Raw genomic sequence first — 26,441 nt, forward strand, 5'->3', positions numbered from 1 at the left:
GGGCCCAACCGGTGAGCCCCAACACGCCAGATCTTTTTGGCGACTTGTTTGCCGAGTCGTCTTCACAACCGACGCCTGCCGACAGTGCCGCCGCACGGGCGCATGCCCTGCGCACTCAGCTGCACCACCATGCGCACGCCTACTACACGCTCGACGCGCCCGAAATCCCCGATGCCGAATACGACCGCTTGTTTCGCGAACTTCAGGCCCTGGAGTTGGCCCATCCCGAACTGTTGACACCCGATTCGCCCACCCAACGAGTGGGTGGAGCGGTACTGGACGCTTTCGCTCAGGTCACCCACCGGGTGCCCATGCTCAGCATTCGCACCGAAACCGACACCGAGGCCAGCGGGGCCGAGGCCTTTGACACCCGCATCCGCAAGGAGTTGGGCCTGACCGAGGCCGACCCGGCTGTTGTTTACGTGGGTGAGCTGAAATTTGATGGCCTGGCCATGAGCTTGCGTTATGAACAGGGTGTGCTCGTCCAAGCGGCCACCCGGGGTGACGGCGAAACGGGCGAAGAGGTCACACACAACATCCGCACCATCGGCCAGATCCCGCTGCGCTTGCCAAGCGATGCGCCCGCGGTGCTCGAAGTGCGCGGCGAGGTCTACATGCGGCGCGACGATTTTGAGGCACTGAACGGGCGCCAACGCCAGCGCATCGCAGCAGGCACCAAAGGTGAAAAAACCTTTGTCAATCCGCGCAACGCCGCCGCGGGCGCGGTGCGTCAACTGGATTCGGGCATTGCGGCAGAGCGCCCCTTGAGCTTTTTTGCTTATGGCCTGGGCGACATCACCGCGGCGGGCGAGGGTGGCCCGGCTTGGGCAAGCCACTACGACATGCTGATGCAGCTCAAGGCCTGGGGTTTTCCGGTGGCCGAGCAAACCGCCTGCGTGCAAGGTGCGGCTGGCCTCGTGGCCTTTCACCAGCGCATGGCGGCCGAACGTGATGCCTTGCCCTACGACATCGACGGGGTGGTCTACAAAGTCAATGACTTGGCGCTGCAGCAGCGCCTAGGTTTTGTGACCCGCGAGCCGCGTTGGGCCGTGGCCCACAAATACCCGGCGCAAGAAGAAATGACCACGGTGCAGGCCATTGATGTGCAGGTGGGCCGTACCGGCAAGCTCACACCTGTGGCCAAGCTGGCTCCGGTGTTTGTGGGCGGCGTGACGGTCACCAACGCCACGCTGCACAATGAATTGGAAGCCCGCCGCAAGGATGTGCGAGTCGGTGACACGGTCATCGTTCGCCGCGCTGGCGACGTGATTCCCGAAGTGGTGTCGGTGGTCCTGGACCGCCGACTGGCCGACGCCCCTGTGTTCACCATGATGAGCCATTGCCCCGTGTGCGGCAGCCTGGCCGAGCGTGAAGAGGGCGAAGCCGATCACCGCTGCACGGGCGGGCTGTTTTGCAGCGCCCAGCGCAAGCAAGCCATCTGGCACTTTGCCCACCGCCGCGCCATGGATGTGGACGGTTTGGGCGACAAACTGGTGGACCAGCTGGTTGATGCCGGGCACGTCAAAACCCTGGCCGACCTCTACCACTTGAGGCTGGACACGCTGGCCAACATGGACCGCATGGCCGAGAAATCGGCCGTCAACCTGCTCCAAGCGCTGGAAAAATCAAAAACCACCACGCTGGGCCGTTTCATGTTCAGCCTCGGCATCCGCCATGTGGGTGAGGCCACAGCCAAGGAACTGGCTCGGCACTTTGGCCAGCTTGACGCCATCATGGTGGCCAGCGAAGACGCCCTCTTGCAAGTGGCCGACGTGGGTCCGGTGGTGGCGCACAGCATCCACACCTTCTTTGCCCAGCCGCACAACCGCGAGGTGGTGCAAGCCCTGCGCGATGCAGGCGTGAGCTGGCCCGAAGGCGACGCCCTGGCGCCCACAGAGATGCCCTTGGCAGGTATCACTGTGGTGTTGACGGGCACCTTGCAAAGCATGGGCCGTGATGAGGCCAAGGAAAAACTCGAAGCGCTGGGGGCCAAAGTGGCCGGCTCGGTCAGCAAGAAAACCCACTATGTGGTGGCTGGGGCCGAAGCGGGCAGCAAACTAGACAAGGCGCAAGCGCTGGGTGTGACCGTGCTCGACGACGCAGGTTTGGCGCTGCTGCTGACAGGTCAAAAACCCTGAAATTGGCGCGCGATCTGGGCGGGTCTGTCTGCGCGATCACGCAGGCCCACCGCATGTGCAAGGGGTGCGCGGCAGGCCGAGGACGGCGTCAATCGTCCTCGCTCGCGCTGATTTCCGGAAACAGCACCTCGGTGAAACCAAAGCGGCTGAAATCGCGCACCCGCATGGGGTAGAGCTTGCCGATCAGGTGGTCGCATTCGTGCTGCACCACACGGGCGTGAAACCCGTCCACCTCACGGTTGATGGGCGTGCCTTTTTCGTCAAAACCGGTGTAACGAATGTGCGCCCAGCGCGGCACCAACCCGCGCAAGCCCGGCACCGACAGGCAGCCTTCCCAATCGTCTTCTTCGGCCACGCCCATCGGGGTGATGACCGGGTTGATCAGCACGGTGCGCGGCACCAAAGGCCGCCCCGGGTAGCGCGGGTTGGCACTTGAGCTGCCAAAAATCACCAGTTGCAGGTTCACCCCAATTTGGGGTGCTGCCAGGCCTGCACCGTTGACGGCAGCCATGGTGTCTTGCATGTCCGCAATCAGGGCGTGCAGCTCGGGTGTGTCAAAAGTGGTCACGGGCTCGGCCATGCGCAGCAAACGCGCGTCGCCCATTTTGAGGATGTCTCGAACGGTCATGTTGGCACTCTCACATGAAAATCAATTAAAAACCATCCAACATTCATCGATGGCGCTGGGCAGGAAAAGGGTAGGAGCTGTGCGACCCACCGCCTTGGCATTGGGCCCTCATGGTTTGTCTTCCCAAAACTCGCCCTCGTAGCGGCCCCCCTGACGGGCGCGCGCATTTTCCTGAGCGCGCAAATCGACCCGGCGGATCTTGCCTGAAATGGTCTTGGGCAGGTCACTGAACTCGATGCGGCGCACCAATTTGTAGGACGAAACCCGCTCACGCATGAACGTAAAAATCGCCCCCGCCGTGGCCGCATCGGGCGCGTGGCCCGGAGCCAAAATCACATAGGCCTTGGGTACCTGGCCCCGCACCGGATCGGGCGCGGGTACCACCGCTGCTTCGGCTACGGCCGGGTGTTCGATCAGTGCGCTTTCCAGCTCAAAGGGGCTGATGCGGTAACCCGAGGACTTGAACACATCGTCGGCCCGACCCACGTAGGTGATGTACCCCTGTTCATCGCGCTGGCCCACGTCACCCGTGTGGTAATAGCCGTCGCGCATGGCCTCGGCGGTTTTGTCTGCGTCGTCGGCATAGCCGTTCATCAGCGCCGCAGGGCGGTGTGCCAAGTCGATGCAAATTTCGCCCTCGTCGGCGGCTTCACCATCGGCGTTCAGAAGCACCATTCGGTAGCCGGGCAATGGCCGCCCCATCGATCCCGCCTTGAGCGGCGCACCCGGTGGGTTGCCAATCTGGGCCGTGGTCTCGGTCTGACCGTAGCCGTCGCGGATGGTGATTTGCCAAGCGGCCCGCACCTGATCGATGACCTCGGGGTTGAGTGGCTCGCCCGCTGAAATCAGCTCGCGCAACTGCACGGGCCAGGCCTTCAGGTCCTCTTGAATCAGCATGCGCCACACCGTGGGCGGCGCGCACAAGGTGTTGACCCGGTGCTGCACCAGCGTGCCCAGAATGTCTGGCCCGTTGAAGCGCGCGTAGTTGTAGATGAACACGCAGGCCTGCGCATTGAGCGGCGCAAAAAAGCAGCTCCAGGCGTGCTTGGCCCAGCCTGGCGAGCTGATGGTCCAGTGCACATCGCCTTTTTGCAGACCCAACCAATACAAGGTGGACAGGTGTCCTACCGGGTAGCTTTGTTGGGTGTGCTGCACCAGCTTGGGTTTGGCGGTGGTGCCTGAGGTGAAGTACTCCAGCAAAGGATCGGTCACCCGAGTCGACTCGGGCTGCGTGAAGGCGGTGCTGGCTTGGTGCGACTGCGCGTAATCTTGCCAACCCGCAGGCAAGCCTGTGCTGCCCGATATGCTCACCAAAGTCAGCCCATGGGTCACGGCGCTGGGCAAATCCTGCACTTTGGCCATGCCCACCGCGTTGGTGATGATGAATTTGACTCGCCCGCGCGCCAGGCGGTCTTGCAAATCATCCCCCGACAGCAGCGTGGTGGCGGGAATCAGCACCACGCCCAACTTGATCGCGGCCAGCATGGTTTCCCAAAGTGGCACCTCGTTGCCCATCATGAGCAAAATCCGGTCGCCCTTGCGCGCACCCAGGGCCACCAGCCAATTGGCCACTTGGTTGGAACGATGCGACAGCTCGGCATAGCTGAGGCGAAACTGCTCTCCCGAGGCCTCCACAATGTGCAAAGCCGGGGCCGGGTTGTCCCGTGCGATGCTGTCAAAGTAGTCCAAGCCCCAATTGAAATGCGTCAAATCAGGCCACTCAAACGCCGCCACGGCAGCCTCGTAGTCGGTGCGGTGGGTCAGCAAAGCATCGCGGCTGGCCAAAAATTGTTCAAGTTCGCTCATGGGCTCCTCGGCGGGGGTTGGGGCTAGGCCATATGGCCAAAACAGTTTAGCGCCTGCTATGGGTGCGGTGCATGGGGGCTTGTCTGGAGGCGATTGTCTGCAAGAGTCCTCCAAGCCTCTGATAAGCTTTTCTTCGAATGCTTCAATCCATCACACGAAGACAACTGGAGAATTCATGGGTTTTGCGACTACAAAATGGGCCTTGTCCTGGGTCCTCGTTGGCGGCTTGGGTGGTCATTGGGGCGTCGGGGCCGAGACTTTGTTGATTCGGCCGGATGGACCGAATGCCGAACGTTTGGGCATGAAACAAGCTTACCCGGCTTGCCCTCAAGCCTTGACCCGGCCTGAATGTCGCGTGGGCACTTGGTCGGCCAATGACACAGTCGCGCCCAGTGCGGTGGTGCGTCCCGCAGGCGAACCCATGCCGTTGCCACACTGGCAAGACGCGCCCGCCATCAGCTACCGCTGGGGCCTGTTCAGCAAGACCCTGGACGACTTCATGGCCGAGACCCAAACCACGGGTCTGATGGTGATCCAGGATGGCCGCGTGGTGGCTGAGCGCTACCAGTACGGCCGACAACCGGATATGCGGTTTCGCTCTTTTTCGATGGCCAAAACCTTCACGGCCATGCTGGTGGGCATTGCGCACGGCAAAGGCCTGATTCGCTCACTGGACGACAAAGCGGCCGACTATTGGCCTGAAATTGCGCCTTCCGCTTATGGCCAAACCACCATCCGCAACTTGCTGCGCATGTCGTCTGGTGTGCCTTTTCGGGAGCTCTACACCTGGACGCCCGACGACGACATCTGGCTTTGGGGTCGGGTCTTGTATTCGCCTGAGAACCGCAGGCGGCCCGAGAAAATTGTGGAATACCTCAACACCAAGACTACCCGAGAAGCGGAGCAAGGCGTGCGCTTCAAATACGCCACCATCGAGACAGAAATACTGGGCAGGGTCTTGAGTCGGGCCGCTGGCATGAGCATCACCCAGATGACCGAAGATTGGTTGTGGAAACCCATGGGCGCAGAGGCCCAGGCGCGGTGGTTGCTCGCAAGCACCGACCAAGGCGAGGGTACTGGCGGGAGCTTCAATGCCACACTGCGCGACTACGCACGCTTTGGCGTGCTGCTGGCCAATGATGGCGTGAGGGGCGGTGTTCAGGTCATCCCCCGCGACTATCTGCTGGATGCGACCGATGCGGCACGCCAACCGGGGGCCTTTCGGCCGCGCAGCGCAACACCGGGCATGGGCTACGGCTACCAAACATGGATTGCACCCTTCAATGAACGCACATTTGCCCTCCAAGGCATCCATGGTCAACACATCATGGTGCAACCCAAATCGGGCATCGTGATGGTGCAGACTTCGGTCAACGAGCAGCCCAGCGGCCGACAAGATCCACGCCCGTACCAAATGCGAGATGCCTTGTGGCTGGGTGTGCTCAAGAGCTTGGGTGGGGTCACGGACTGAAACATCAACCGCGTTTCTTGAGCCAGCTCGGGCGTGTAGGTGCGCGCGCCCAACTTGCCCACTCCACTTGCCCCCCTGCCGGACATCGTCAAATCCAAGTACCATTGAATTCCTCAAAATTTGGGATTTCCCGGCGTGACCACCGACATGTTTTCCAGCCCTGTGTCTGGCTCCGACAGCTCCACACCTCGGCCAGAGGCTCAAAGGGGACCAAACTCTGGCCAGCGTGTGCTTTTGCTGGGGTCGACTGGCACGATCGGCATGGCCACCGTCAAGGCCTTGGTCGGGCGTGGCCATGAGGTGGTTTGTGTGGTCAGGCCACGCCAAGGCCCAGGGTCATCGCCATCAGAGACAGCGCTCTCAGAACGTTTGGCAGGGGCCACCATCCTGTGGGGCAATGCGGCCGAGGAGGGTTTTTGGAAACAAGCAGATTTGGCGCACGCCCGTTTTGATGCCGTGATCTCTTGCATGGCCTCGCGCATGGGCTCGCCCCAAGATGCTTGGCAGGTCGATCACCAAGCCCATGTGTGGGCGCTGCAAGCGGCGCAAGCCGCGGGTGTGAAACATTTTGTGCAACTGTCGGCCATCTGTGTGCAAAAGCCTTTGTTGGCGTTTCAGCATGCCAAGCTGGCCTTTGAAAAAGCCTTGATCGCATCAGGCCTGACTTATTCCATCGTGCGGCCCACTGCTTTTTTCAAATCGCTGTCTGGACAGCTCGATCGTGTCAAAAAAGGCAAACCGTTTTTGATTTTTGGCGATGGGCAGTTGACCGCCTGCAAACCCATCAGCGACGACGATTTGGCGGATTTTTTGGTAGGGTGCCTTCATGATGCGTCGCGGCATAACCAAATCTTGCCCATCGGTGGGCCGGGGCCTGCCATCACGCCGCTGGCGCAGGGCGAGCAATTGTTTGCTTTGTTGGGAAAGCCGCCTCGCTTCAAGCGAGTTCCAGTGGGTCTTCTGGATGTGATCGTGGGTGTTTTGAGCTGGACAGGTCAGCTCATTCCCGCTGCTGCCGAAAAGGCCGAGCTGGCCCGCATTGGGCGGTATTACGCCACCGAATCCATGTTGGTGTGGGACGCGCAAGCGCAGCGCTACGATGCCCAGGCCACACCCTCACACGGCTCACAAACGCTGTTCGATGCCTATGCCCGCTGGCTCCAAGGAGAGGGCGCGCCTGATCGTGGGGAGCACGCGGTTTTTTAAGCGTTTTTGTGCGGCATTTCAGGCCGACAAAGCCGTTGAGGTTGTCGCTCACCGCCACACAAGTGGACGCTCGAACTTTCTGGTGTGGTTTGGGCTCAAAGGCCCTTGCAGACCATTTGTTGGGCTTGAGCCGTGGTTTGTCGGTGGGGTATAGCGTTGTTTCGCAGCCAGCGGGACATGTCTTGCATCGGTTCGCGGTTGCGCAGTTGGCGTGTCAGCAGATGCCAGCCTTCGGGGTAAATGACCACATCGGTCAAGCCGGTATGGGGCACTGCGGTGTTCAGATGCGTGAGCCAATCACACACGGGGTGTGGCGGGATGATGCGGTCGCGCAGGCCATACAAAACCAAACTGCGTTGGGGGGGCAGTGCGTTTTGGGTTTGGGCGCGACCCATGAGTTCGGTCACCCCGGCCAGGCTGCCCACGCGGGTGGCTTTGATGAACAGCGGATCCCGGCTCAAGTCGCGTGAAACTTCGATGTCGTCGGTGGGGCGGATGCCCAGGGATGGAAGGCCTCGTCCCGTCAGTGTCATGTCGGGCGCGAGCAGGTTCATGGTGAACAGGCTCAGGCGTTGGTACCAAGGCATGCTGTGAGCCCCCCAGACGGCGGGGGCTTTGAGGATGAGTTGGTCGGCGGCAAGACCTGGCGCTTCACTGGCGGCCACCAGCACGACCGCACCGCCCATACTTTCGCCCACCACGGTGAGCGGCAGACCTGGGTGGCGATCGCGCAGTTGGGCGGCAATGTGCCTCAAGTCGGCCAGCAGCGCCTCTGATCCGGGCCAGATGCCTGGCTCCGGGTTGGCACCAAAGCCGCGTTGGTCGTAAGCGTAGACGGTGGCTTGCAGCTCGGCGACCAGGTGTTGGGCGAGCGGTTCAAAGGCTTTGCTGTAATCGTTGAAGCCGTGCACGCCCAGCACGATCTGCCTGGGCTGGGGGCTGGCCCAGACGCGGGCTGCCAGAGTTTGGCCGCTTGGCAGCTTGAAAACACTGGGCTTGGCTGGTGGGGCGTAGGCGTACACGAGGTCGTCCGGCACGACCGGTGCAGTAGCTTGGGTGGCGGGGGCCGAGCAAGCGGTCACGAGCGCTATGCACAGAATGGCCAGGCACGGCCTCAGCCCATGGACAGGCTTGAACCTTGGGGTCATGGGGCGAAACGACACGGAAAGACTGCGAATAATCACAGCCGCTTGAGGCGCTCGATCGCTGCCAACAGGGTTTCGTCTTTTTTGGCAAAACAAAAGCGGATGACTTTTTGGTCGAAGCCGTTGCCATAAAAGGCAGACAAGGGGATGGCGGCCACGCCGATTTCGGCGGTGAGCCATTGGCAGAAGTCGGCTTCGCTCAGGTGTTTTTCGGGCACTTTCAGATCCGACATGTCCACGCACTGGAAGTAGGTGCCTTCGCCAGGCAGCAGCTTGAACGAGGTTTGCGCCAAGCCTTGGCGGAACAGGTCGCGTTTGCGCTGGTAAAAGGCGGGTAGCTCCAAATAGGGCGTGGGGTCTGCCATGTAGCGGGCCAGGGCGTGTTGCATGGGGGTGTTGACGGTGAACACCATGAATTGGTGCACCTTGCGCAGCTCGGCTGTGTATTCGGCGGGGGCGGCCACCGTGCCGACTTTCCACCCGGTCACATGGTAGGTTTTGCCAAAGCTGGAGACGATGAATGCGCGTGCGGCCAGGCCCTCAAATTGGGCGGCGCTCCAGTGCTGCAGCGGTGCGTAGACCATGTGTTCATAGACTTCGTCGCTGATCAGCACCACGTTGGTGGGCATCAGGATCTCTTGCAGGGTCAGCATTTCCTCGCGGCTCCAGACCATGCCGCTGGGGTTGTGCGGGGTGTTGATCAGGATGGCGCGGGTGCGCGGGCCGATGGCGGCGCGGATGCGGTCGAAGTCGGGCCTGAAGCTGCCGGGGGTCAGGGGCACCCGCACCACGCGGCCACCGGCCAGCTCGATGTTTGGCACATAGCTGTCGTAGCAGGGTTCGAGCACGATGACCTCGTCGCCCGGGTGCACGATGGCCAGGATGATCGCCAAAATGGCCTGCGTGGCCCCGGCGGTGACGGTGATTTCAGTGTTGGCGTTGTAACGGCGACCGTACAGGGCTTCGATTTTGGCGGCCACGGCTTCGCGCAACGGTGCCACGCCAGGCATGGGCGGGTATTGGTTGAGGCCTTCGCGCATGGCGTCGTTCACCAAGTCGGTCAGGCGGGGGGCGCATGGAAAGTCCGGAAAGCCTTGGCCGAGATTGACGGCTTTTTTCTCAGCGGCCAGGGCCGACATGACGGTGAAGATGGTGGTGCCCATGTTGGGCGCCTTGGAGACGAGGGCAGGGGGGGTGGCGTTCATGTGCAAGAGAAGAAGCAGGGTTCAGAGTTCGTAATCGGTGACGTGGCCGGTCATGGCGCGGGCAATCAGGGGTGCGGTGAGGCGGTCGCTCAGCAGTTCTGCAAACTGGTAAACAAACTGGCGCAAATAAGCCCCGCGCTTGAAGGCTACGCGGGCCACGTTCATGCCCAGGAGTTGACCCAAGGGGCGAACAGCCAGATCTTTGACCGGGTCGTCTTGCACCGCCATTTCGGCCACGATGCCAATGCCCAGCCCCAAGCGCACATAGGTCTTGATGACGTCCGAGTCGATGGCTTCGAGGGCGATGCGGGGGGTGATTTTCTTGGCCGCAAAGGCTTGGTCAATGCGGCTGCGACCCGTGAACGAAGGGTGGTAAGTGATGAGCGGTTCGTTGGCGATGTCTTCGAGCGAGAGGTGGCTTTTGCTGGCCAGTGGGTGGTCCAGTGGCAGCACCAGCACGTGTTGCCATTCGTAGCAGGGCAGGGTCACCAGGTCTTCGTAGGCTGACAGGGATTCGGTGGCAATGCCAATCTCGGCGGTGTCGTCGAGCAGCATTTTGGCCACTTGATCTGGCGCACCCTGGTGCAAGCTGATGTTGACCTTGGGGTATTTGTCCCGCAGTTTGGCCACAGGCACAGGCAGCACATATCGGGCCTGGGTGTGGGTGGTGGCGATGGACAGGGTGCCACTGTCTTGAGCGCTGTATTGCTCGCCAATTTTTTTCAGATTGCCCACTTCCCGCAGGATCAGCTCGATGCTGTGCAGCACATGCTGGCCCGGCTCGGTGATGCGTTTGAGCCGCTTGCCGTGACGGGCAAAGATTTCAATGCCCAGCTCTTCTTCGAGTTCGATGATGGCCTTGGACACGCCGGGCTGCGAGGTGTGCAGGGCCTTAGCGGTTTCAGTCAGGTTGAGGTTGCGGCGGGCGGCTTCTTGGACAAAGCGAAATTGGTGTAGGTTCATATGCTTAAAGCTATATAGATGAACCCAATTATGCTTTATGTGTCTAGTTGGGCCGTGCCAGCCGCGATATCGGCCATGAGGGCGGTCATGGCTGGGTGTTCGCCAATGGCTGGCAAAAGCTCAAACGACATTTGCGGGTAAGCCTCGGTCAGACCATGCACCAGCTCAGGCAAGTCTTCGCGCGCATGACGGCCCACGCCCAAAAACATGGGCACGATGCGCACATGGGCTACGCCTTGTTTCATCAATGCCTCCACGGTGCTGGGCAGGTCAGGCTCGGTCAGCTCCAAAAATGCCACGGCCACGGGCAGGTCTGGGTGTTGCGAGCGCATGCGCTCGGCGACGGCGTCGATGGGCAAGCGCCACAACGGATCGCGCGAGCCGTGGGCGAACAAAATCACGCCGCTGGCTGAAGTCATGGGCTTTGTCATCGTCTTAAAACCATCCACCAAAAGGCCGCCAAAGAAACGGCGCTGTAAATGAGCGCAGGTGCGGCCGAGGTCAGCAGGGGCTGCCAGTTTTGCAAATTGCCCACGAAACTGAACACGTTGTTGAGCAGAGAAAAACTGATGCCCGCGAGCACTCCCGCAAAAACGTGTCCAGCGATCTGGCCAGAGCGGAAGTGCAAATAAGCAAAGGGCAGAGCCAGCACCAACATGACCAGGCAGCTCAAGGGGTAGAACACTTTGCGCCAGAACTCGATTTCGTAACGTTGGGCATTTTGGTTGTTGGCCGACAGGTGGCGCATGTAGGCGAACAACTCCCAAGTGCTCATGCGGTCGGGACTGAGCAAGGCGGCGGCGACCATGTCGGCACTGATGCCGGTGGGCCAGGATTTGTTGGCAAGCTTGCTGGCGCTGAACTGCGCTGGTTTGGTGGTGCTGGGCAAGAGGATGGATTTTTCTTCCACCTCGCTCAGCTCCCACTGCCCTGGCTGAATCTGGGCTTGTTTGGCTGTGGTGATGCTCAGCAATTGACCTTTGTCGTTGAAGGCGTGGATGCGCACGTCCTGCATTTTGCGGATGCCGTCAAAGCGGCGCACGTTCACCGCGTATTGCTGGCTTGCTTGTTTTTCGCGCAGCCAAGCGCCGGTTTGGCCGGTCGTCAGTTGTCCCAAAAAGGGGGCTTTGAGTTGTTGGGCTTGGCGCTCGGCCCAGGGTGCGGCGTAGTCCCCAAAAAAGAAAGTCATGCCGACAAAGACCAGGCCGAGCCGAAGCAAAGATGACAAAGCCATCCAGGGTTCCAGCCCGCCCGTGCGCAAGATGGTGAATTCCGAGCTTTGCGCCAATCTGGCCATCACAAAAATGCTGCCGATGAGCACGGAAATCGGCAGCAGTTCGTAAATGTGATCCGGTGTCTTCAGGGCAACAAAAAGCAGCGCGTGCTGCAGTTCGTAACCCTGAGCGGCCAATCGCGACAGGTTCTGGAGTTCGTCGACCAGGTCAAAAAACAGGAACAAGGCCAAAAAGCCCAAGGCCACAAACACGACGGCGCGGATGATTTCACCGTACAGGAGATGCCGCACTGTTTTCATCGGTTCACTCCATTTGCAGGTGCTGCAGCCGGTATCAAGTAACGCCATGACCAGTTGATGTGGCGCAAGCGCAGCCAAACCAGAGCGAGCGCTAAAACACCCCCATGCAGCAGCAGCATGTAAGGCAGGGCACCCATGCGCCCTGAACTGATCCAGCTTTGTCCCAAGGTCAGCAAGTTGTAATAGGCCACAAACACAAACAGAGCCAGCACCAGGTGGTAGCTGCGCCCCACACGCGGGTTGACCGCAGACAGGGCCAACGCCAACAAAACCATGTTGATGGCCGTGAATAACAACCCTACACGCCAAGACAATTCGGCCAGGTTGGCTGGGGTGGGCTGTTCGAGCAGTTGCCAGGTGTAGGTTTGGCGGGTGTTGCGTACTGAGGCGGCGCTCACCACGTTGGCGTCGATCAGCAGTTGGTAACGGTCAAATTGCGTCAGCCGGGTTTCGCCTGTGTCCAGTCGGCTGAGCCATTGTTGACCGTTTTCAAGAAACAAAAATCTGTCGTTGCCCACAAACTCCACCCGGCCACGCGAGGCCGTTGTCACACTTTCGGTTTGAGCGTCACGGCTAGCAACAAACACATTGTTGCCCGTGCGCTCGCCTGGACTGTCCTTGTCAATGAAGAACACCCGGTTTCCTCCGGCTGATTCCTGAAATTGGCCAGGGGCGATGCGTTCGACATCGTTGCGCTCTTCATAACGTTGGCGCAGGTCCTGAACTTGTTGGTTGCTCCACGGCCAGACTATCAAGGCCAACAGGGCGATGACCAGCAAGATCGGCCAGGCAAAACGAAACAGCGGTGAGATGAATTGAGCCAGGCCCTGTCCACTGCCAAACCAGATCACCATTTCACTTTCGCTGTACATGCGCGACAAGGTGGCCACGCAGGCAATAAACAGGCTCAAGGTGATGATGGTGGTCATCTGCCCCAAAACATGAAAACCCATGATCAGCATCACCTCAGAAGGGTTGACACTGCCTCTGCTGGCTTGCCCCAAAGTGCGGATCAAGATGATCGTCATCACAATGGTCACCAATATCACCAGCGCCGCGCCAAAATTGCGCGCAAGGTCTTTACGTAAAGAAGAATGGAATAACATTGGCAAAACAGGAAAACCCGGATTATGAACTTCGAATTTCAAAAGCTCTCACTCTCTCATGCCATGACCGCTACGGTGGACGCTTTGGTGGTGCTTTGGCCCAGCCAGGTGCAGCCCGACTCCAAAGCCGTGGAGCCGGTCACCCGCTTGGTGGCCCAGGCCATCGCCCATGGTGACTTCGATCTCAAGGCCGGGGCCGTTTTGTCTTTGTACAGCCAGCCCGGCATCGCCACTCGGCACGTCGTGGTGGTCTGCAGCGCGGACAACCTGCCTGGACAGATTCGCAGCGCCATGCAAGCCGCTTGGGGTGCACTCAAGGCGAGCAAGATCAAGCGTCTGGGTGTGCATGTGGTGGGAGAAACTTCTGCCCAAGCCTTGCAAATGGCGCTCAGCAGCCTAGCCGACGCCAGCTACAGCTACACCACCACTTTGAGCAAGCCCAAAGCCCGCTCGCTCAAACAGGTGCTCGTCAGCAGCACGCACGACAGCGTCGAACTGCGCCAATCGGTGATCCACGCCCAAGCCTTGGTGGCAGGGGTTGAGCTGGCCAAGGAATGGGCCAACCGCCCGGCCAATCACGCCACGCCCACGCTCTTGGCCGAGACGGCCAAGAGCATCGCTTCGGGTCGCGCCTTCAAATGCGAGGTGCTGGGCCCCAAGGAAGTGGCCAAGCTGGGCATGGGCGCATTCATGGCCGTCGCCCAAGGTTCGGCAGAGCCTTTGCGCTTCATCGTCATGCGCTACAACGGGGCTTCGTCTTCTCAGGCGCCGGTGGTGCTGGTGGGCAAGGGCATCACCTTTGACACCGGCGGTATTTCCATCAAGCCTGCGGCTGAAATGGACGAGATGAAATACGACATGGGTGGCGCAGCCAGTGTGCTGGGTGTGTTCAAAGCGCTCGGTGAGCTCAAGCCCGCCATCAATGTGATCGGTTTGATTCCTGCCACCGAAAACATGCCCGACGGCTTGGCTGTGAAGCCTGGAGATGTGGTCACCAGCATGAGCGGCCAAACCATTGAAATCTTGAACACCGATGCCGAGGGCCGTCTGGTGCTGTGCGACGCGCTGACCTATGCCGAGCGCTTCAAGCCCAAAGCGGTGATCGACATCGCCACCTTGACAGGGGCTTGTGTGATCGCGCTGGGGGCCGTGCGCACGGGGTTGTTTTCGAGCGACGACACCCTGGCCATTCAACTTCAGCAAGCCGGTGAGACCTCGGGCGACACGTGCTGGCGCATGCCTTTGGATGACGACTACGCCGAAGGCCTGAAGTCACGCTTTGCCGATGTGGCCAACGTGGCGGGGCGTGCTGCTGGTTCGGTCACAGCAGCCAAGTTTTTACAGCGCTTTACCAAGAGCTTCACTTGGGCGCATCTGGACATCGCCGGTACAGCCTGGCGCGGTGGTGCAGCCAAGGGGGCCACGGGCCGCCCTGTGGGATTGTTGCTGCAGTATCTGATGAGTACTGCTCAAGCACCTGCGGCGTCAAAACCCGACACCCAACCCCAAGCCGCTGACAAAACCAAGCCCAAGGCCCGTGCTGCGAGCAAGGATTGATCAGCAGGTCTGCTCCAATCACCATGTGCCCATGACCCGCATCGAGTTTCATTTCAACACCAGCGAGCGGCTGCTTCACACCTGCCGCTTGTTGAGAAAAGCGCGTGCACAGGCTTTGCGCATCGTGGTGGTGGGTGCGCCCTCTACGCTCAAGCAACTCGATGCCGAGTTGTGGCGCTTTCAGGATGTATCCTTTTTGGCGCATTGCACGGCGCAAGACCCCCCTGAAGTGCAGCGCGCCTCCCCGGTGGCACTCGGGTCGGATCCACACGCCTGGGGCATCGATGAAGTCTTGCTGAACCTGGGTGATGAGGTGCCTGAAGGCTTTGAGCGCTTTGACCGTCTGATCGAAATTGTTTCAAGTGACGACCACGGCAGAGCCCAGGCGCGCGTGCGATGGAAGCACTACAAAAGCCTCGGCTATGAACTTCTTCAACACGATTTGTCCAAGGCGACCGACCCATGACCCCCAACTCACCCTTGTTGACGGGTCACACAGTGACACCGGACTCCATACCTACTTTGACTCAAGACATGTCATTGAACGATGTACCCAAGGGTGTGTCTTTGGCCTTGGATGCACGAGCCGAAGAGAAACGGGCCTTGATGGCCTTGTCGGAGGAGCTGGTTCAGAACCTTCGTCCTGAAATTGAGCGATTGACATCCGATTTGGTGCAAAGAACCCTCCAAGGTGTGTGGGAAAAGCGCGCCAAAACCCATTTGGACTTGTAGGCCAGATCCACCTAATTCCATTGATTTTGGTTTTCCCTTAGTCACAAAAGGGTGTTTTTGCAGTATCTTTACGGCTTGCTTGATTGAAGCAAATTTATTCTTCGGAGTTCCTATGAAATTTTCTGGTTCACGTTCTTTGACCGTGGTGTCTGTTGCTGTTGCAGCAGTGGTTTTGGCCGCTTGCGGCAAAAAAGAAGTTGCATCGACCGATCTGGTCGTCAAAATCGGTCACGTGGGTCCTGTCAGTGGTGCCATTGCTCACCTGGGCAAGGACAATGAAAACGGTGCCCGCATGGCCATCGAAGAGCTGAACGCCGCTGGTTTGAAGATTGGCGACAAAACTGCCAAGTTCGAGTTGTTGGCTGAAGACGACGCAGCCGATCCCAAGCAGGGCACAGCCGCTGCGCAAAAACTGGTTGACGCTAAAGTCAACGGCGTGATCGGTCACTTGAACTCGGGCACCACCATCCCAGCCTCGCAGCTGTACAACGGCGCTGGCATCCCCCAGATCTCGCCTTCTGCCACCAACCCCAAGTACACCCGTCAAGGTTATGCGGGTGCTTTCCGCGTGGTGGCTGACGACGTGCACCTGGGCGGCACGCTCGGCAAGTACGCTGTTGAAACCCTCAAGGGTCAAAACATCGCCGTGATCGACGACCGTACCGCTTACGGCCAAGGCGTGGCTGAAGAGTTCAAGAAAGCTGTTGCAGCTGCTGGCGGTAACGTGGTCGGCCACGAATTCACCACCGACAAAGCTTCTGACTTCAATGCCATCTTGACCACCCTGAAGGCCAAGAAGCCCGACGTGGTGTTCTTCGGTGGCATGGACGCTGTGGCTGGTCCAATGTTGCGTCAGATGAAATCATTGGGCATCAATGCCAAGTTCATGGGCGGCGACGGCATCTGCACCAGCGAGTTGGCCAAGCTGGCAGGCGATGCCATGAAAGACGAAGGCGTGATCTGCGCTGAAGCCGGTGGTGTTGAAGGCGAACAGAAAGTTGGTATGGACAAGTTCCGTGCAGACTTTAAAGCCAAGTACAACGCCGATGTGCAGGTCTATGCCCCTTACGTCTATGACGCCGTCAAAGTCATGGCCACAGCCATGGTCAATGCCGGCTCTTCTGACCCCGCCAAGTACCTGCCTGCTTTGAAGAGCATCACCTACAAAGGTGTGACTGGTGACATCGCTTTCGACGAAAAAGGCGACATCAAGAACGGCGCTTTGACCTTGTACACCTACAAAGGTGGTCAGCGTTCACAGATCGCTGTGGTTCGCTGATCTGTTGGCCCTCCTGATCGGGAGGGCCTTCTTTCAAGGGCAATAAAACTGCACTTGAAATACACAGACGAAAAAAAGCCTGCACATGTGCAGGCTTTTTTTGTTTTGGCGGAGCAGGCGGGATTCGAACCCGCGGTGGGCTATTAACCCACACACGCTTTCCAGGCGTGCGACTTAAACCACTCATCCACCGCTCCGAAGCCGCAGATTGTAACAGTGGAAAAACGTGTTTTCCGACTGTTCGCGCAAATCTTCTCGTGGTTTGCAGGCCCAACGGGACTGAGATTTTTTTGAATTTCTGATTTGTGTCACTCAAGGTGCACTTTTTGTCCTTAAACTTCGCCACTGCCGACAAACCCTTTGATCCCTCTTTGGCGCACAGCCCTTAAGCCCATGAAATTTCGTTTTCCCATCGTCATCATTGACGAAGACTACCGTTCCGAAAACACTTCGGGCCTGGGTATCCGCGCTTTGGCTGATGCGATCGTTGCCGAGGGGTTTGAGGTTCTGGGTGTGACCAGTTACGGCGATTTGTCGCAGTTTGCGCAGCAGCAAAGCCGTGCGAGTGCGTTCATTTTGTCGATCGACGACGAGGAGTTTTCTCCTGGGCCCGATTTGGACCCCGCCGTGATCAACTTACGCGCCTTCATTGACGAAGTGCGCCGCAAAAACGCAGATGTGCCCATTTACATCTATGGCGAGACCAAGACTTCGCGCCATTTGCCCAACGACATCCTGCGTGAGTTGCACGGTTTCATCCACATGTTTGAAGACACGCCTGAGTTTGTGGCGCGTCACATCATTCGTGAGGCCAAAAGTTACCTCGAGGGCGTGCAGCCGCCGTTTTTCAAGGCGCTGCTCGATTACGCAGAAGACGGTTCGTACTCATGGCACTGCCCTGGTCACTCGGGGGGCGTGGCCTTCTTGAAGAGCCCTGTGGGTCAGATGTACCACCAGTTTTACGGCGAAAACATGCTGCGCGCTGACGTGTGCAACGCGGTGGAAGAGCTGGGCCAGTTGCTGGACCATAACGGCGCCATTGGCGAGAGCGAGCGCAACGCTGCGCGAATTTTCAATGCCGACCATTGCTTTTTTGTGACCAACGGCACCAGCACCTCCAACAAGATTGTCTGGCACCACACGGTGGCCCCAGGTGATGTGGTGGTGGTGGACCGCAACTGCCATAAGTCGATCTTGCACGCCATCATCATGACCGGTGCGGTGCCCGTGTTCATGAAGCCCACGCGCAACCACTTCGGCATCATTGGCCCTATTCCCAAGAGCGAGTTCGAGCCTGCGGCCATCATGGCCAAGATCAAGGCCAATCCTTTGCTCAAAGGCGTGGACCCGAAAAAGATCAAGCCCCGAGTGATGACGCTGACCCAGTCGACCTACGATGGCGTGCTCTACAACACCGAAACCATCAAGACCATGCTCGACGGCTATGTCGAAAATCTGCATTTTGATGAGGCATGGTTGCCGCATGCGGCGTTCCACCCGTTTTATGGCCCGTACCACGCCATGGGCAAAAAGCGCGCTCGCCCCAAAGAGTCTGTGGTGTATGCCACGCAGTCCATTCACAAACTGCTGGCGGGCATCAGCCAAGCCAGCCATGTGCTGGTGCAAGACGCCCAAAGCGTGAAGCTCGACAGACACTTGTTCAACGAGGCGTACCTGATGCACACCTCGACCAGCCCGCAGTACAGCATCATTGCCAGCTGCGATGTGGCCGCCGCCATGATGGAGCCACCCGGCGGTACTGCCTTGGTCGAAGAAAGCATTGCAGAGGCTTTGGATTTCCGCCGTGCCATGCGCAAGGTGGACGAGGACTATGGCAAGGACTGGTGGTTCAAGGTCTGGGGCCCTGAAAAATTTGCGGAGGAGGGCATTGGCCGTGCGGACGACTGGATTTTGCGCAATGACCCGCGCAAGAAAGCCAGCAAATGGCACGGCTTTGGCCAGCAGTTGGCCGACGGCTTCAACATGCTCGACCCCATCAAGTCGACCATCGTGACGCCCGGTCTGAACCTGGATGGCAAGTTCGACAAGACCGGTATTCCTGCATCGATCGTCAGCAAGTTCCTGACGGAGCATGGTGTGGTGGTGGAGAAGACGGGTCTGTACAGTTTCTTCATCATGTTCACCATCGGCATCACCAAGGGCCGCTGGAACACACTGCTGACTGCATTGCAACAATTCAAGGACGAGTACGCCAAGAACCAGCCGATGTGGAAAATCATGCCGGAGTTCTGCCAGAAGCACCCGCGCTATGAGCGCATGGGCTTGCGCGATCTGTGCCAGCACGTGCACGAGATGTACTCCAAGTACGACATTGCCCGACTGACTACTGACATGTATTTGTCGGACCTGGCCCCGGCCATGCGCCCGTCTGATGCTTATGCACATATTGCGCACCGCAAGACCGAGCGGGTGGAAATCGACCACCTTGAAGGTCGTATCACGGTGGGTTTGGTCACGCCTTACCCGCCCGGTATTCCACTTTTGATCCCCGGCGAGGTCTTCAACAAGAAGATCGTTGATTACCTCAAGTTCGCGCGTGAGTTCAACGAAAAGTGCCCGGGCTTCGAAACCGACATCCATGGTCTGGTCGAGATCAAAGACGACGATGGCAAGAAGCGGTACTTTGCGGATTGCGTGAAACTTTAAGACATTTGCCTTGGCGATGTGTCTCAAGGCTTTAGGGGGCAGGTGCGTTGGGGCCCTGTGCGGGGGCTCAGAGGCGCTTCGCTTTGCCACATCGCCCCCGCACAGGGCCCCAACGCACCTGCGGGGGAGAATTGAAAAAAGCGGCTTTCGCCGCTTTTTTCAATTCCAAATGATGGTTGTTCGATTCCACTCTTCAATGTAAGTGGCCAAGCGCCGTTGGTTGGTCAAGCCCGAACGCCCGAGCAGTCCTGAAACCTTCATCTGGCCCATGGCCACACGAACATCCTCTGAGCCTGAGGTGAGGTGGGCGCTGAACCGGGCGATTTGGCGAGCGAAGCGAGTTATGAGCCCGGGCAGCGCCCGCCTCGGCTCAGGCGGTGTATGAAAAAGCAGGAACCAGGTTTTACAAAGAGCAGTTCCAGACTTGCATCAAGCCGCTGACGATGGCTCGGCAATGCCACCGACCACTTGGCTGAATCCACCGTCCACATAGGTGATCTCGGCCGTCACACCCGCGGCCAAATCGCTCAACATGAACGCCGCCACATTGCCTACGTCCTCAATGGTCACGTTGCGGCGAATGGGCGAAGCCTCGGCCACCACCGACAAAATCTTGCCAAAACCCTTGATGCCGCTGGCTGCCAGCGTCTTGATGGGACCGGCCGAAATGCCGTTGGCCCGCAGACCCCGGTTTTGGCTGCCCAGCGACTCGGCCAGGTAACGCACAGAGGCTTCCAGGCTGGCTTTGGCCAGGCCCATGGTGTTGTAGTTGGGCACTGTGCGGATTGCGCCCAAGTACGTCAGGGTCAGCACAGCCGACTTGTCGTTCAGATAGGGCAAAGCCGCTTTGGCCATGGCGGGGAAGCTGTAGGCGCTGATGTCATGCGCGATCTTGAAACCTTCGCGCGACAAACCGTCCAGAAAGTCACCCGCAATCGCCTCACGCGGGGCGTAGCCGATGGCGTGCACAAAGCCGTCGAACTTGGGCCAAGTGGCCGACAGGTCGGTGAACAGTTTTTCAATCTGCTCGTCGCTGCCCACATCGCAATCAAATATTAGCTTGGAGTCAAAATCGGCCGCGAATTCGGTGATGCGGTCCTTGAAACGCTCGCCCACGTAGCTGAAAGCCAGCTCAGCGCCTTGTGCGTGGCAGGCCTTGGCGATGCCATAAGCAATGGAGCGGTTGGACAACACGCCGGTGATCAACAATTTTTTACCCGACAGAAATCCTGTTTTTGTGGTCATGCCTTCAACTCCTGAAAAATGTGGGCAGAATTGTCGCATGCGTAGACCCTTGGCCCGTTTCTGGACACACTGCTGCTTGGCCCTCGGGCTTGGGGTGGCGGGCAACGCTTGGGCCGCACACGCTTACGCACAATTTGGGGACATCCGCTACCCGCCCGGGTTTGCCCACTTTGCCTACGTGAACCCTGCCGCGCCCAAAGGTGGCGAGATCAGCCTGGTGCCGCCCACACGGCAGTCCAACTTCGACAAGTACAACCCCTTCACCTTGAAGGGCAGTGCCCCGCCTTCCATGCTGTCCATGATGTTTGATACCTTGTTGGTGGGCAACATGGACGAACCGACCACGGCCTACGGTTTGCTGGCTTCCGATGTGGCGGTGGCCATGGACCGCATGTCGGTCACTTTTCAGATCCACCCGCAAGCGCGATTTCACAATGGCGACCCTGTTCTGGCGTCCGATGTTCGCCATTCTTTTGAGCGCCTGACGAGCAAACAGGCCGCGCCCCAGTACCGCACCTATTTTGGCGAAGTCAAAGGCGCCACGGTTTTGGGCGAGCGCAGCATTCGCTTTGATTTTGTTCGCCCCAACAGCGAGCTGCCCTTGATTGTGGGCAGCTTGCCTGTGTTCAGCCAAAAATGGGGACTGGCAGGTGGCGTTCATCAACCGCTGGACCAATTGGTCACGGACATCCCGATTGCGTCCGGCCCTTACCGGATTGGCCGTGTGCAGTTTGGCAAGGACATCACCTACGAGCGCGACCCAGCCTATTGGGCGCGTGACTTGAACGTTCGCAAAGGCCAATTCAACTTTGACCGTATCACCTACAAAATTTACAAGGACCCCACAGCCCAGCTTGAAGCCTTCAAGGCAGGCGAGTTCGATTACATGCAGTCATTCATTGCGAGGGAGTGGGCCCGGGCCTTCACTGGACGCGCCTTTGAACGCGGTGAATTGATCAAGGCCGAGCTGCAGCACGGCAATGCAGGGGACTTTCAGGGCTTTTTGTTCAACACGCGCCGTGACAAGTTTCAGGACGTGCGGGTGCGCCTAGCCATTGCGCTGGCCATGGATTTCGAATGGCTGAACCGCCAACTTTTTTACAACGCCTACAGCCGGGTGCGTGGGTATTTTGTGGCCAGCGACTTCGAGGCCAAGGGGCGACCAGGCCCCGATGAATTGGCCTTGCTGAACCCCTTGCGGTCCAAGCTGCCTGGCGCCGTGTTTGAGCAGGATGTGCCGCAACCACCCCAAACTGCGCTCGATCCTGCTTCGGGCCAGACCTTGCGCGACCATTTGCGCCAAGCACGTGATTTGCTCCAAGCCGCCGGATGGACCTACAAAGAGGGTGCTTTGCGCAACGCCAAGGGACAAGCTTTCAGCATCGAGTTTCTGGACAATTCGGGCTCCATGGGGCGAGTCGTCACGCCCTTTGCAAAGAACTTGGAAAAACTGGGCATCCAAGTTCAGTACAAGGTGATCGACTTTGCACTGTTGCAAAAACGCATGGACGTGTTCGACTTTGACATCATCAGCAACCGCACCGTGGGCAGCGAAGCGCCCGGCACCGAGTTGCTCGAGCGCTACGGCAGCCAATCGGCCGATGTGGAGGGCTCCGGCAATGTGATTGGCCTGAAAGACCCCGCCGTGGACGCGCTGCTCGATAAGGTGGTGAGTGCCACGTCCAGACCGGAGCTGGTGGTCAGCCTGCGGGCCTTGGACAGGGTGCTCAGGCACGGTCATTACGTGGTGGCGCATTGGTATGGCGCGGTGCACCGGGTGTCTTGGCGGGCCAAGGCGTTTGCCCGACCCACCGACTTGCCGCGTTATTACCAGCCGGAAAAACTGGTCACCACCGTGTGGTGGTCGCCCAATGCCCTGGCCACAGCACCTTCAACAGCGGCTCAAGCAGTCAAAAAGGCCCCCTGACCCATGCTGGCCTATATTTTTAAACGCCTGCTCTTGATGATTCCGACTTTGTTCGGGGTGTTGCTGATGACTTTTGTGGTGATCCAGTTTGTGCCCGGCGGTCCGGTGGAGCAAATGGTGGCTCAGCTGCAAGGCCGCGACACGGGTGGGGAGGGCGCTGCTGCTGCAGGCAGTGGTTATCGGGGGCGTCAGGGCGTAGATGCCGCGCGCATTGAAGAAATCAAAACGCTTTATGGTTTTGACAAACCGCCCACCGAGCGCTTTTGGATGATGCTCAAACAGTTTGTGCAGTTCGATTTGGGCCAAAGTTTTTTCTATCCCAAAGACGTCTGGAGCTTGATCAAAGAAAAGCTGCCGGTGTCCATCAGTCTGGGCTTGTGGACGTTTTTCCTGAGTTATCTGGTGTCGGTGCCATTGGGCATCGCCAAGGCGGTGCGGGCGGGCACGCGCTTTGACACGCTCACCAGCTTGCTGGTGCTGGTGGGTTACGCGATTCCTGGCTTTGTGCTGGGCGTGGCTTTGCTGGTGATCTTTGGCGGTCAGTTACAGTGGTTTCCGCTGCGCGGTTTGACGTCGTCCAACTGGGAACAGTTGAGCTGGGGGGCCAAGGTGGTCGATTATTTGTGGCACATCGCCTTGCCAGTCACGGCCAGTGTGCTCGGCTCGTTTGCGGTCATCACCATGCTGACCAAGAACGCATTTTTGGAAGAAATCCGAAAGCAGTACGTTCTGACGGCACGCGCCAAAGGCCTGAGCGAGAACCGGGTGCTGTACCGCCATGTCATGCGCAATGCTTTGATTCCGCTGGTCACGGGGTTTCCAGCGGCTTTCATCGGCGCGTTTTTCACTGGCTCCTTGTTGATCGAAACCTTGTTCTCGCTCGATGGCTTGGGCTTGCTGAGCTACGAGGCGGTGATCCGTCGGGATTACCCGGTGGTGCTGGGCACCCTGTATTTGTTCACCCTGATTGGATTGGTGACCAAGCTGATCAGTGACCTGTGTTACTTGTGGGTGGACCCGCGTGTGAAGTTCGACAAATGACCACCGCAATCGCCACCGCATTCCCGCAGCAGATGTCGCCTTCGGCCCGGGCTTGGCAGCGTTTCAGGCGCAACCGGTTGGGCTTTGGCAGCCTGATCATTTTTCTCACCCTCTTTATCCTGAGCTTGGGGGCCGAGTTTTTGTCCAACGACAAGCCTTTGGTGGTGCGTTTTGAGGGGCAATGGTATTTCCCGGTGGTGCAGACCTTGCCTGAAAAGGTGTTTGGGGGTGATTTCGAGACGCCCGCCGATTATTTGGACCCGTTTATCCAGCAGCAATTGCACAAGGGTGACAACTGGGCTTTGCAGGCCCCCAACCCTTACCACCACAGCACGCTCGACTATTTCGCCCCATTGCCCAACCCCGCGCCGCCCACAGCACGCAACTGGCTGGGCACCGATGACCGGGGGCGTGATGTGTTGGCCCGTTTGCTTTATGGCTTTCGGGTATCGGTGCTGTTTGCATTGGCGCTCACGCTGTTTGGTGTGGTGCTGGGTGTGTTGACCGGTGCAGTGCAAGGGTTTTTTGTGGGCAAGACCGATTTGGTGTTCCAGCGCTTCATTGAGGTCTGGAGTGCCATGCCCGAGTTGTATTTGCTGATCATCTTTTCGGCCGTCTTCGAGCCCAGTGTGGGCTTGCTGCTTTTGTTGCTTGGGCTGTTTGGTTGGATGGGTTTGTCCGACTACGTTCGGGCCGAGTTTTTGCGCAACCGCCAGTTGGACTACGTCAAGTCGGCGCGGGCTCTGGGCTTGGGGCATTGGCAGATCATGTGGCGACATGTGCTGCCCAACAGCATGACCCCGGTGGTGACCTTCTTGCCGTTTCGCATGAGCGGCGCCATTTTGGCGCTGACCTCTCTGGACTTTCTGGGTTTGGGTGTGCCGCCTGGCACCCCCTCTTTGGGGGAATTGCTGGCCCAGGGCAAAAACAACATCGACGCCTGGTGGATATCGATGTCCACCTTTGTGGTTCTGGTGGTGACCTTGCTGCTCTTGACCTTCATGGGGGACGCCTTGCGCGACGCGCTTGATCCGCGAAAGGTGGACGCATGAGCACTTCACAAGCTTTGCTGGAACTGAAAGACCTTCGCATCGCCTTTGGCGGCCAGGCCGTGGTGCATGGCGTGAACCTGAGCATTCAGGCCGGTGAGCGTGTGGCCTTGGTCGGAGAGTCGGGCTCGGGCAAATCGGTCACCGCACTGTCGGTGCTGCGTTTGTTGGAGTCGGCAGAGCTGTCGGGCCAGGTGCTTTGGCAAGGCCAGGACTTGTTGCAGCAAACCCCTGCGCAAATGCAGCGCATTCGTGGTGACGAGATTGCCATGATTTTTCAGGAGCCCATGACGGCGCTGAATCCGTTGATGACCGTGGGGTCGCAGATCTCGGAAGTGCTGCAGCTCAAAAAGCTTTTGTCCCGACGCGACGCCGATGCGCGAGCCGTTCATTTGTTGTCTGAAACCGGCATCGACGACCCTGAGCGCCGTTTTGGGGCTTATCCGCACCAGTTGTCGGGCGGCCAACGCCAACGCGCCATGATGGCCATGGCCTTGGCGTCTGAGCCCAAGCTGCTGTTGGCCGATGAGCCCACCACTGCGCTGGACGCCGGTTTGCGCCTGCAGATGTTGCAGCTGCTGGCCGATCTGCAGCAAAAAACCGGCATGGCCGTGCTGCTCATCACCCACGATTTGGGCTTGGTGCGCCACTTTGCCCATCGGGTGGCGGTGATGGAGAAAGGTCATCTGGTCGAGCAGGGGACTTTGCGAGCGGTTTTTGAGCAACCCCAACACCCTTACACACTCAAATTGCTCTCCAGCCGCCCCAGTCGTGAGGGTCTGGTGGCGCAGCCACCTTTGGAGACTCCACCTGTCTTACAGGCAAGGCAGCTGCAGGTGCGCTACCCGAAGGCGGTGCCCGGATTCAAAGCCTGGTTTCAAAAACACCATTTCACCGCCTTGCACGGCGCAGATTTTTCGCTGTCGCCTGGCAGCACCTTGGGCGTGATGGGCGAGTCGGGGTCGGGCAAGTCGAGCCTGGCTCAGGCGGTGCTGGGCTTGATCCCTTTCACGGGTGATTTGTCCTTTGACGGCCAAACCTGGCAAGGCATTCCGTCGCGGGACAAGGCTTTGCGCAAGCAGGTGCAGGTGGTTTTTCAGGACCCCTATGGCAGTTTGTCGCCGCGCATGACGGTGGGGGAAATCGTCGCTGAGGGTTTGCGCTTGCATCAGCCGCACTGGACATCAGAACAAACAGAGCATCGCGTACGCGCGGCTTTGGCCGAGGTGGGCTTGGTGGGTGAAGGATTTGCCGATGTGCTCAACCGCTTCCCGCATGCTTTTTCAGGGGGGCAGCGCCAACGAATTGCCTTGGCCAGAGCCTTGGTGGTCGAGCCCTCGCTGTTGGTGCTGGACGAACCCACCAGTGCACTCGATGTCACGGTACAAAAGCAAATCCTGGAATTGCTGAAAACGCTACAAAAAAAACGCAACATGGCGTATTTGTTGATTACCCACGATGTGGACGTGCTGCGGGCCATGGCCCACCAGGTCTTGGTGCTCAAGTCAGGGCAGGTGGTGGAGCAGGGTTTGGCCGATCAGGTGCTCGGTGATCCACAGCACCCTTACACACGCAGCTTGGTTGAGGCCTTTCCTGAGACTGTTTGACCGGTACATCGCTGGCGAATGCATCGTTTTCCTAGAAAAATCACACACTTAGAGCGTTTTCTCGGCTAGAATACTGGCTTCACGACCAAACGGGCGGGTTTTCACCGCCCGTTTTTTTTGGTTGTTTCTTTTTTA

Annotated in this window: 21 protein-coding genes and 1 tRNA gene; 12 read left to right on the forward strand and 10 right to left on the reverse strand. The window is 58.9% G+C overall.

Annotation, left to right across the window (positions count from 1 at the left end; all coding sequences use genetic code 11):
• Window positions 1-11 precede the first annotated feature (11 nt).
• A complete protein-coding gene (gene ligA / locus B9Z50_RS06655) occupies window positions 12-2,138 on the forward strand; it encodes an NAD-dependent DNA ligase LigA (protein ID WP_108363635.1) in 2,127 nt (708 codons plus the stop codon).
• 88 nt (window positions 2,139-2,226) lie between these two features.
• On the opposite strand, the gene def is transcribed toward ligA, so the two are convergent.
• Both def and B9Z50_RS06665 read right to left on the reverse strand, forming a co-directional pair.
• Window positions 2,227-2,766 (reverse strand): peptide deformylase, encoded by a 540-nt coding sequence (def, locus tag B9Z50_RS06660; RefSeq protein ID WP_108362879.1) that lies wholly within the window; start codon window positions 2,764-2,766, stop codon window positions 2,227-2,229.
• Between the two features lie 108 nt (window positions 2,767-2,874).
• Window positions 2,875-4,572 (reverse strand): AMP-binding protein, encoded by a 1,698-nt coding sequence (locus B9Z50_RS06665; protein ID WP_108362880.1) that lies wholly within the window; start codon window positions 4,570-4,572, stop codon window positions 2,875-2,877.
• A 175-nt stretch (window positions 4,573-4,747) separates the two neighbouring features.
• Here B9Z50_RS06665 and B9Z50_RS06670 point away from each other — a divergent pair, with 175 nt between their 5' ends.
• Both B9Z50_RS06670 and B9Z50_RS06675 read left to right on the forward strand, forming a co-directional pair.
• The gene (locus B9Z50_RS06670) at window positions 4,748-6,043 is read left to right on the forward strand and encodes a serine hydrolase (RefSeq protein WP_158270643.1); all 1,296 of its coding nucleotides are present in this window, start codon (window positions 4,748-4,750) and stop codon (window positions 6,041-6,043) included.
• 228 nt (window positions 6,044-6,271) lie between these two features.
• Complete coding sequence (locus B9Z50_RS06675) at window positions 6,272-7,249, forward strand: NAD(P)H-binding protein (protein ID WP_233249794.1); 978 nt, start codon at window positions 6,272-6,274, stop codon at window positions 7,247-7,249.
• A 95-nt stretch (window positions 7,250-7,344) separates the two neighbouring features.
• On the opposite strand, the gene B9Z50_RS06680 is transcribed toward B9Z50_RS06675, so the two are convergent.
• The 6 genes from B9Z50_RS06680 to lptF all read right to left on the reverse strand — a co-directional run bounded on the left by B9Z50_RS06680 (window position 7,345) and on the right by lptF (window position 13,202).
• A complete protein-coding gene (locus B9Z50_RS06680; RefSeq protein ID WP_158270644.1) occupies window positions 7,345-8,286 on the reverse strand; it encodes an alpha/beta fold hydrolase in 942 nt (313 codons plus the stop codon).
• Between the two features lie 143 nt (window positions 8,287-8,429).
• Complete coding sequence (locus tag B9Z50_RS06685; RefSeq protein ID WP_108362883.1) at window positions 8,430-9,599, reverse strand: pyridoxal phosphate-dependent aminotransferase; 1,170 nt, start codon at window positions 9,597-9,599, stop codon at window positions 8,430-8,432.
• Window positions 9,600-9,620: 21 nt separating this feature from the next.
• Window positions 9,621-10,562, reverse strand: coding sequence for a CysB family HTH-type transcriptional regulator (locus tag B9Z50_RS06690; protein ID WP_108362884.1), 942 nt, complete (start codon window positions 10,560-10,562; stop codon window positions 9,621-9,623).
• Between the two features lie 35 nt (window positions 10,563-10,597).
• Window positions 10,598-10,981 (reverse strand): sirohydrochlorin chelatase, encoded by a 384-nt coding sequence (locus tag B9Z50_RS06695; RefSeq protein ID WP_233249795.1) that lies wholly within the window; start codon window positions 10,979-10,981, stop codon window positions 10,598-10,600.
• An 8-nt stretch (window positions 10,982-10,989) separates the two neighbouring features.
• Complete coding sequence (lptG, locus tag B9Z50_RS06700) at window positions 10,990-12,096, reverse strand: LPS export ABC transporter permease LptG (protein WP_108362886.1); 1,107 nt, start codon at window positions 12,094-12,096, stop codon at window positions 10,990-10,992.
• Window positions 12,093-13,202 carry an LPS export ABC transporter permease LptF gene (gene lptF / locus B9Z50_RS06705; RefSeq protein ID WP_108362887.1) on the reverse strand — a complete coding sequence of 370 codons (1,110 nt, stop codon included), beginning with the start codon at window positions 13,200-13,202 and terminating at the stop codon, window positions 12,093-12,095. Before lptF ends, lptG begins: the two co-directional genes overlap by 4 nt.
• 24 nt (window positions 13,203-13,226) lie before the next feature.
• On the opposite strand from lptF, the gene B9Z50_RS06710 reads away from it, so the two are divergent.
• The 4 genes from B9Z50_RS06710 to B9Z50_RS06725 all read left to right on the forward strand — a co-directional run bounded on the left by B9Z50_RS06710 (window position 13,227) and on the right by B9Z50_RS06725 (window position 16,770).
• Window positions 13,227-14,759, forward strand: coding sequence for a leucyl aminopeptidase (locus B9Z50_RS06710; RefSeq protein WP_108362888.1), 1,533 nt, complete (start codon window positions 13,227-13,229; stop codon window positions 14,757-14,759).
• A 31-nt stretch (window positions 14,760-14,790) separates the two neighbouring features.
• On the forward strand, window positions 14,791-15,225 hold the full coding sequence (locus tag B9Z50_RS06715) for a DNA polymerase III subunit chi (protein WP_108362889.1): 435 nt from the start codon (window positions 14,791-14,793) through the stop codon (window positions 15,223-15,225).
• Window positions 15,222-15,491, forward strand: a complete 270-nt coding sequence (locus B9Z50_RS06720) for a hypothetical protein (protein WP_108362890.1) — start codon at window positions 15,222-15,224, stop codon at window positions 15,489-15,491. The genes B9Z50_RS06715 and B9Z50_RS06720 overlap by 4 nt, the downstream gene beginning before the upstream one ends.
• A 112-nt stretch (window positions 15,492-15,603) precedes the next feature.
• A complete protein-coding gene (locus B9Z50_RS06725) occupies window positions 15,604-16,770 on the forward strand; it encodes a branched-chain amino acid ABC transporter substrate-binding protein (RefSeq protein WP_108362891.1) in 1,167 nt (388 codons plus the stop codon).
• Between the two features lie 106 nt (window positions 16,771-16,876).
• On the opposite strand, the gene B9Z50_RS06730 is transcribed toward B9Z50_RS06725, so the two are convergent.
• Window positions 16,877-16,967 (reverse strand) — tRNA-Ser (locus tag B9Z50_RS06730).
• Window positions 16,968-17,163: 196 nt separating this feature from the next.
• On the opposite strand from B9Z50_RS06730, the gene B9Z50_RS06735 reads away from it, so the two are divergent.
• Window positions 17,164-19,437, forward strand: a complete 2,274-nt coding sequence (locus B9Z50_RS06735) for an arginine/lysine/ornithine decarboxylase (RefSeq protein WP_108362892.1) — start codon at window positions 17,164-17,166, stop codon at window positions 19,435-19,437.
• A 429-nt stretch (window positions 19,438-19,866) separates the two neighbouring features.
• Here the strand turns inward: B9Z50_RS06735 and fabI are convergent, their stop codons facing one another.
• Window positions 19,867-20,682: an enoyl-ACP reductase FabI gene (fabI, locus tag B9Z50_RS06740; protein WP_108362893.1), complete on the reverse strand. Its 816-nt coding sequence runs from the start codon at window positions 20,680-20,682 to the stop codon at window positions 19,867-19,869.
• Between the two features lie 37 nt (window positions 20,683-20,719).
• Here fabI and B9Z50_RS06745 point away from each other — a divergent pair, with 37 nt between their 5' ends.
• From B9Z50_RS06745 to B9Z50_RS06760, 4 genes are read left to right on the forward strand one after another with little or no spacing between them, the layout of a single operon-like run.
• The gene (locus B9Z50_RS06745) at window positions 20,720-22,609 is read left to right on the forward strand and encodes an extracellular solute-binding protein (protein ID WP_108362894.1); all 1,890 of its coding nucleotides are present in this window, start codon (window positions 20,720-20,722) and stop codon (window positions 22,607-22,609) included.
• A gap of 3 nt (window positions 22,610-22,612) precedes the next feature.
• Window positions 22,613-23,650, forward strand: coding sequence for a microcin C ABC transporter permease YejB (locus B9Z50_RS06750; protein ID WP_108362895.1), 1,038 nt, complete (start codon window positions 22,613-22,615; stop codon window positions 23,648-23,650).
• A complete protein-coding gene (locus B9Z50_RS06755; RefSeq protein ID WP_108362896.1) occupies window positions 23,647-24,702 on the forward strand; it encodes an ABC transporter permease in 1,056 nt (351 codons plus the stop codon). The genes B9Z50_RS06750 and B9Z50_RS06755 overlap by 4 nt, the downstream gene beginning before the upstream one ends.
• The gene (locus B9Z50_RS06760) at window positions 24,699-26,306 is read left to right on the forward strand and encodes an ABC transporter ATP-binding protein (RefSeq protein ID WP_108362897.1); all 1,608 of its coding nucleotides are present in this window, start codon (window positions 24,699-24,701) and stop codon (window positions 26,304-26,306) included. The genes B9Z50_RS06755 and B9Z50_RS06760 overlap by 4 nt, the downstream gene beginning before the upstream one ends.
• The last annotated feature ends 135 nt before the right edge of the window (window positions 26,307-26,441 follow it).

Origin of the sequence: Limnohabitans sp. Bal53 (genome assembly GCF_003063355.1) — a bacterium.
In the GTDB taxonomy this organism is placed as follows: Bacteria; Pseudomonadota; Gammaproteobacteria; order Burkholderiales; family Burkholderiaceae_C; genus Limnohabitans_A.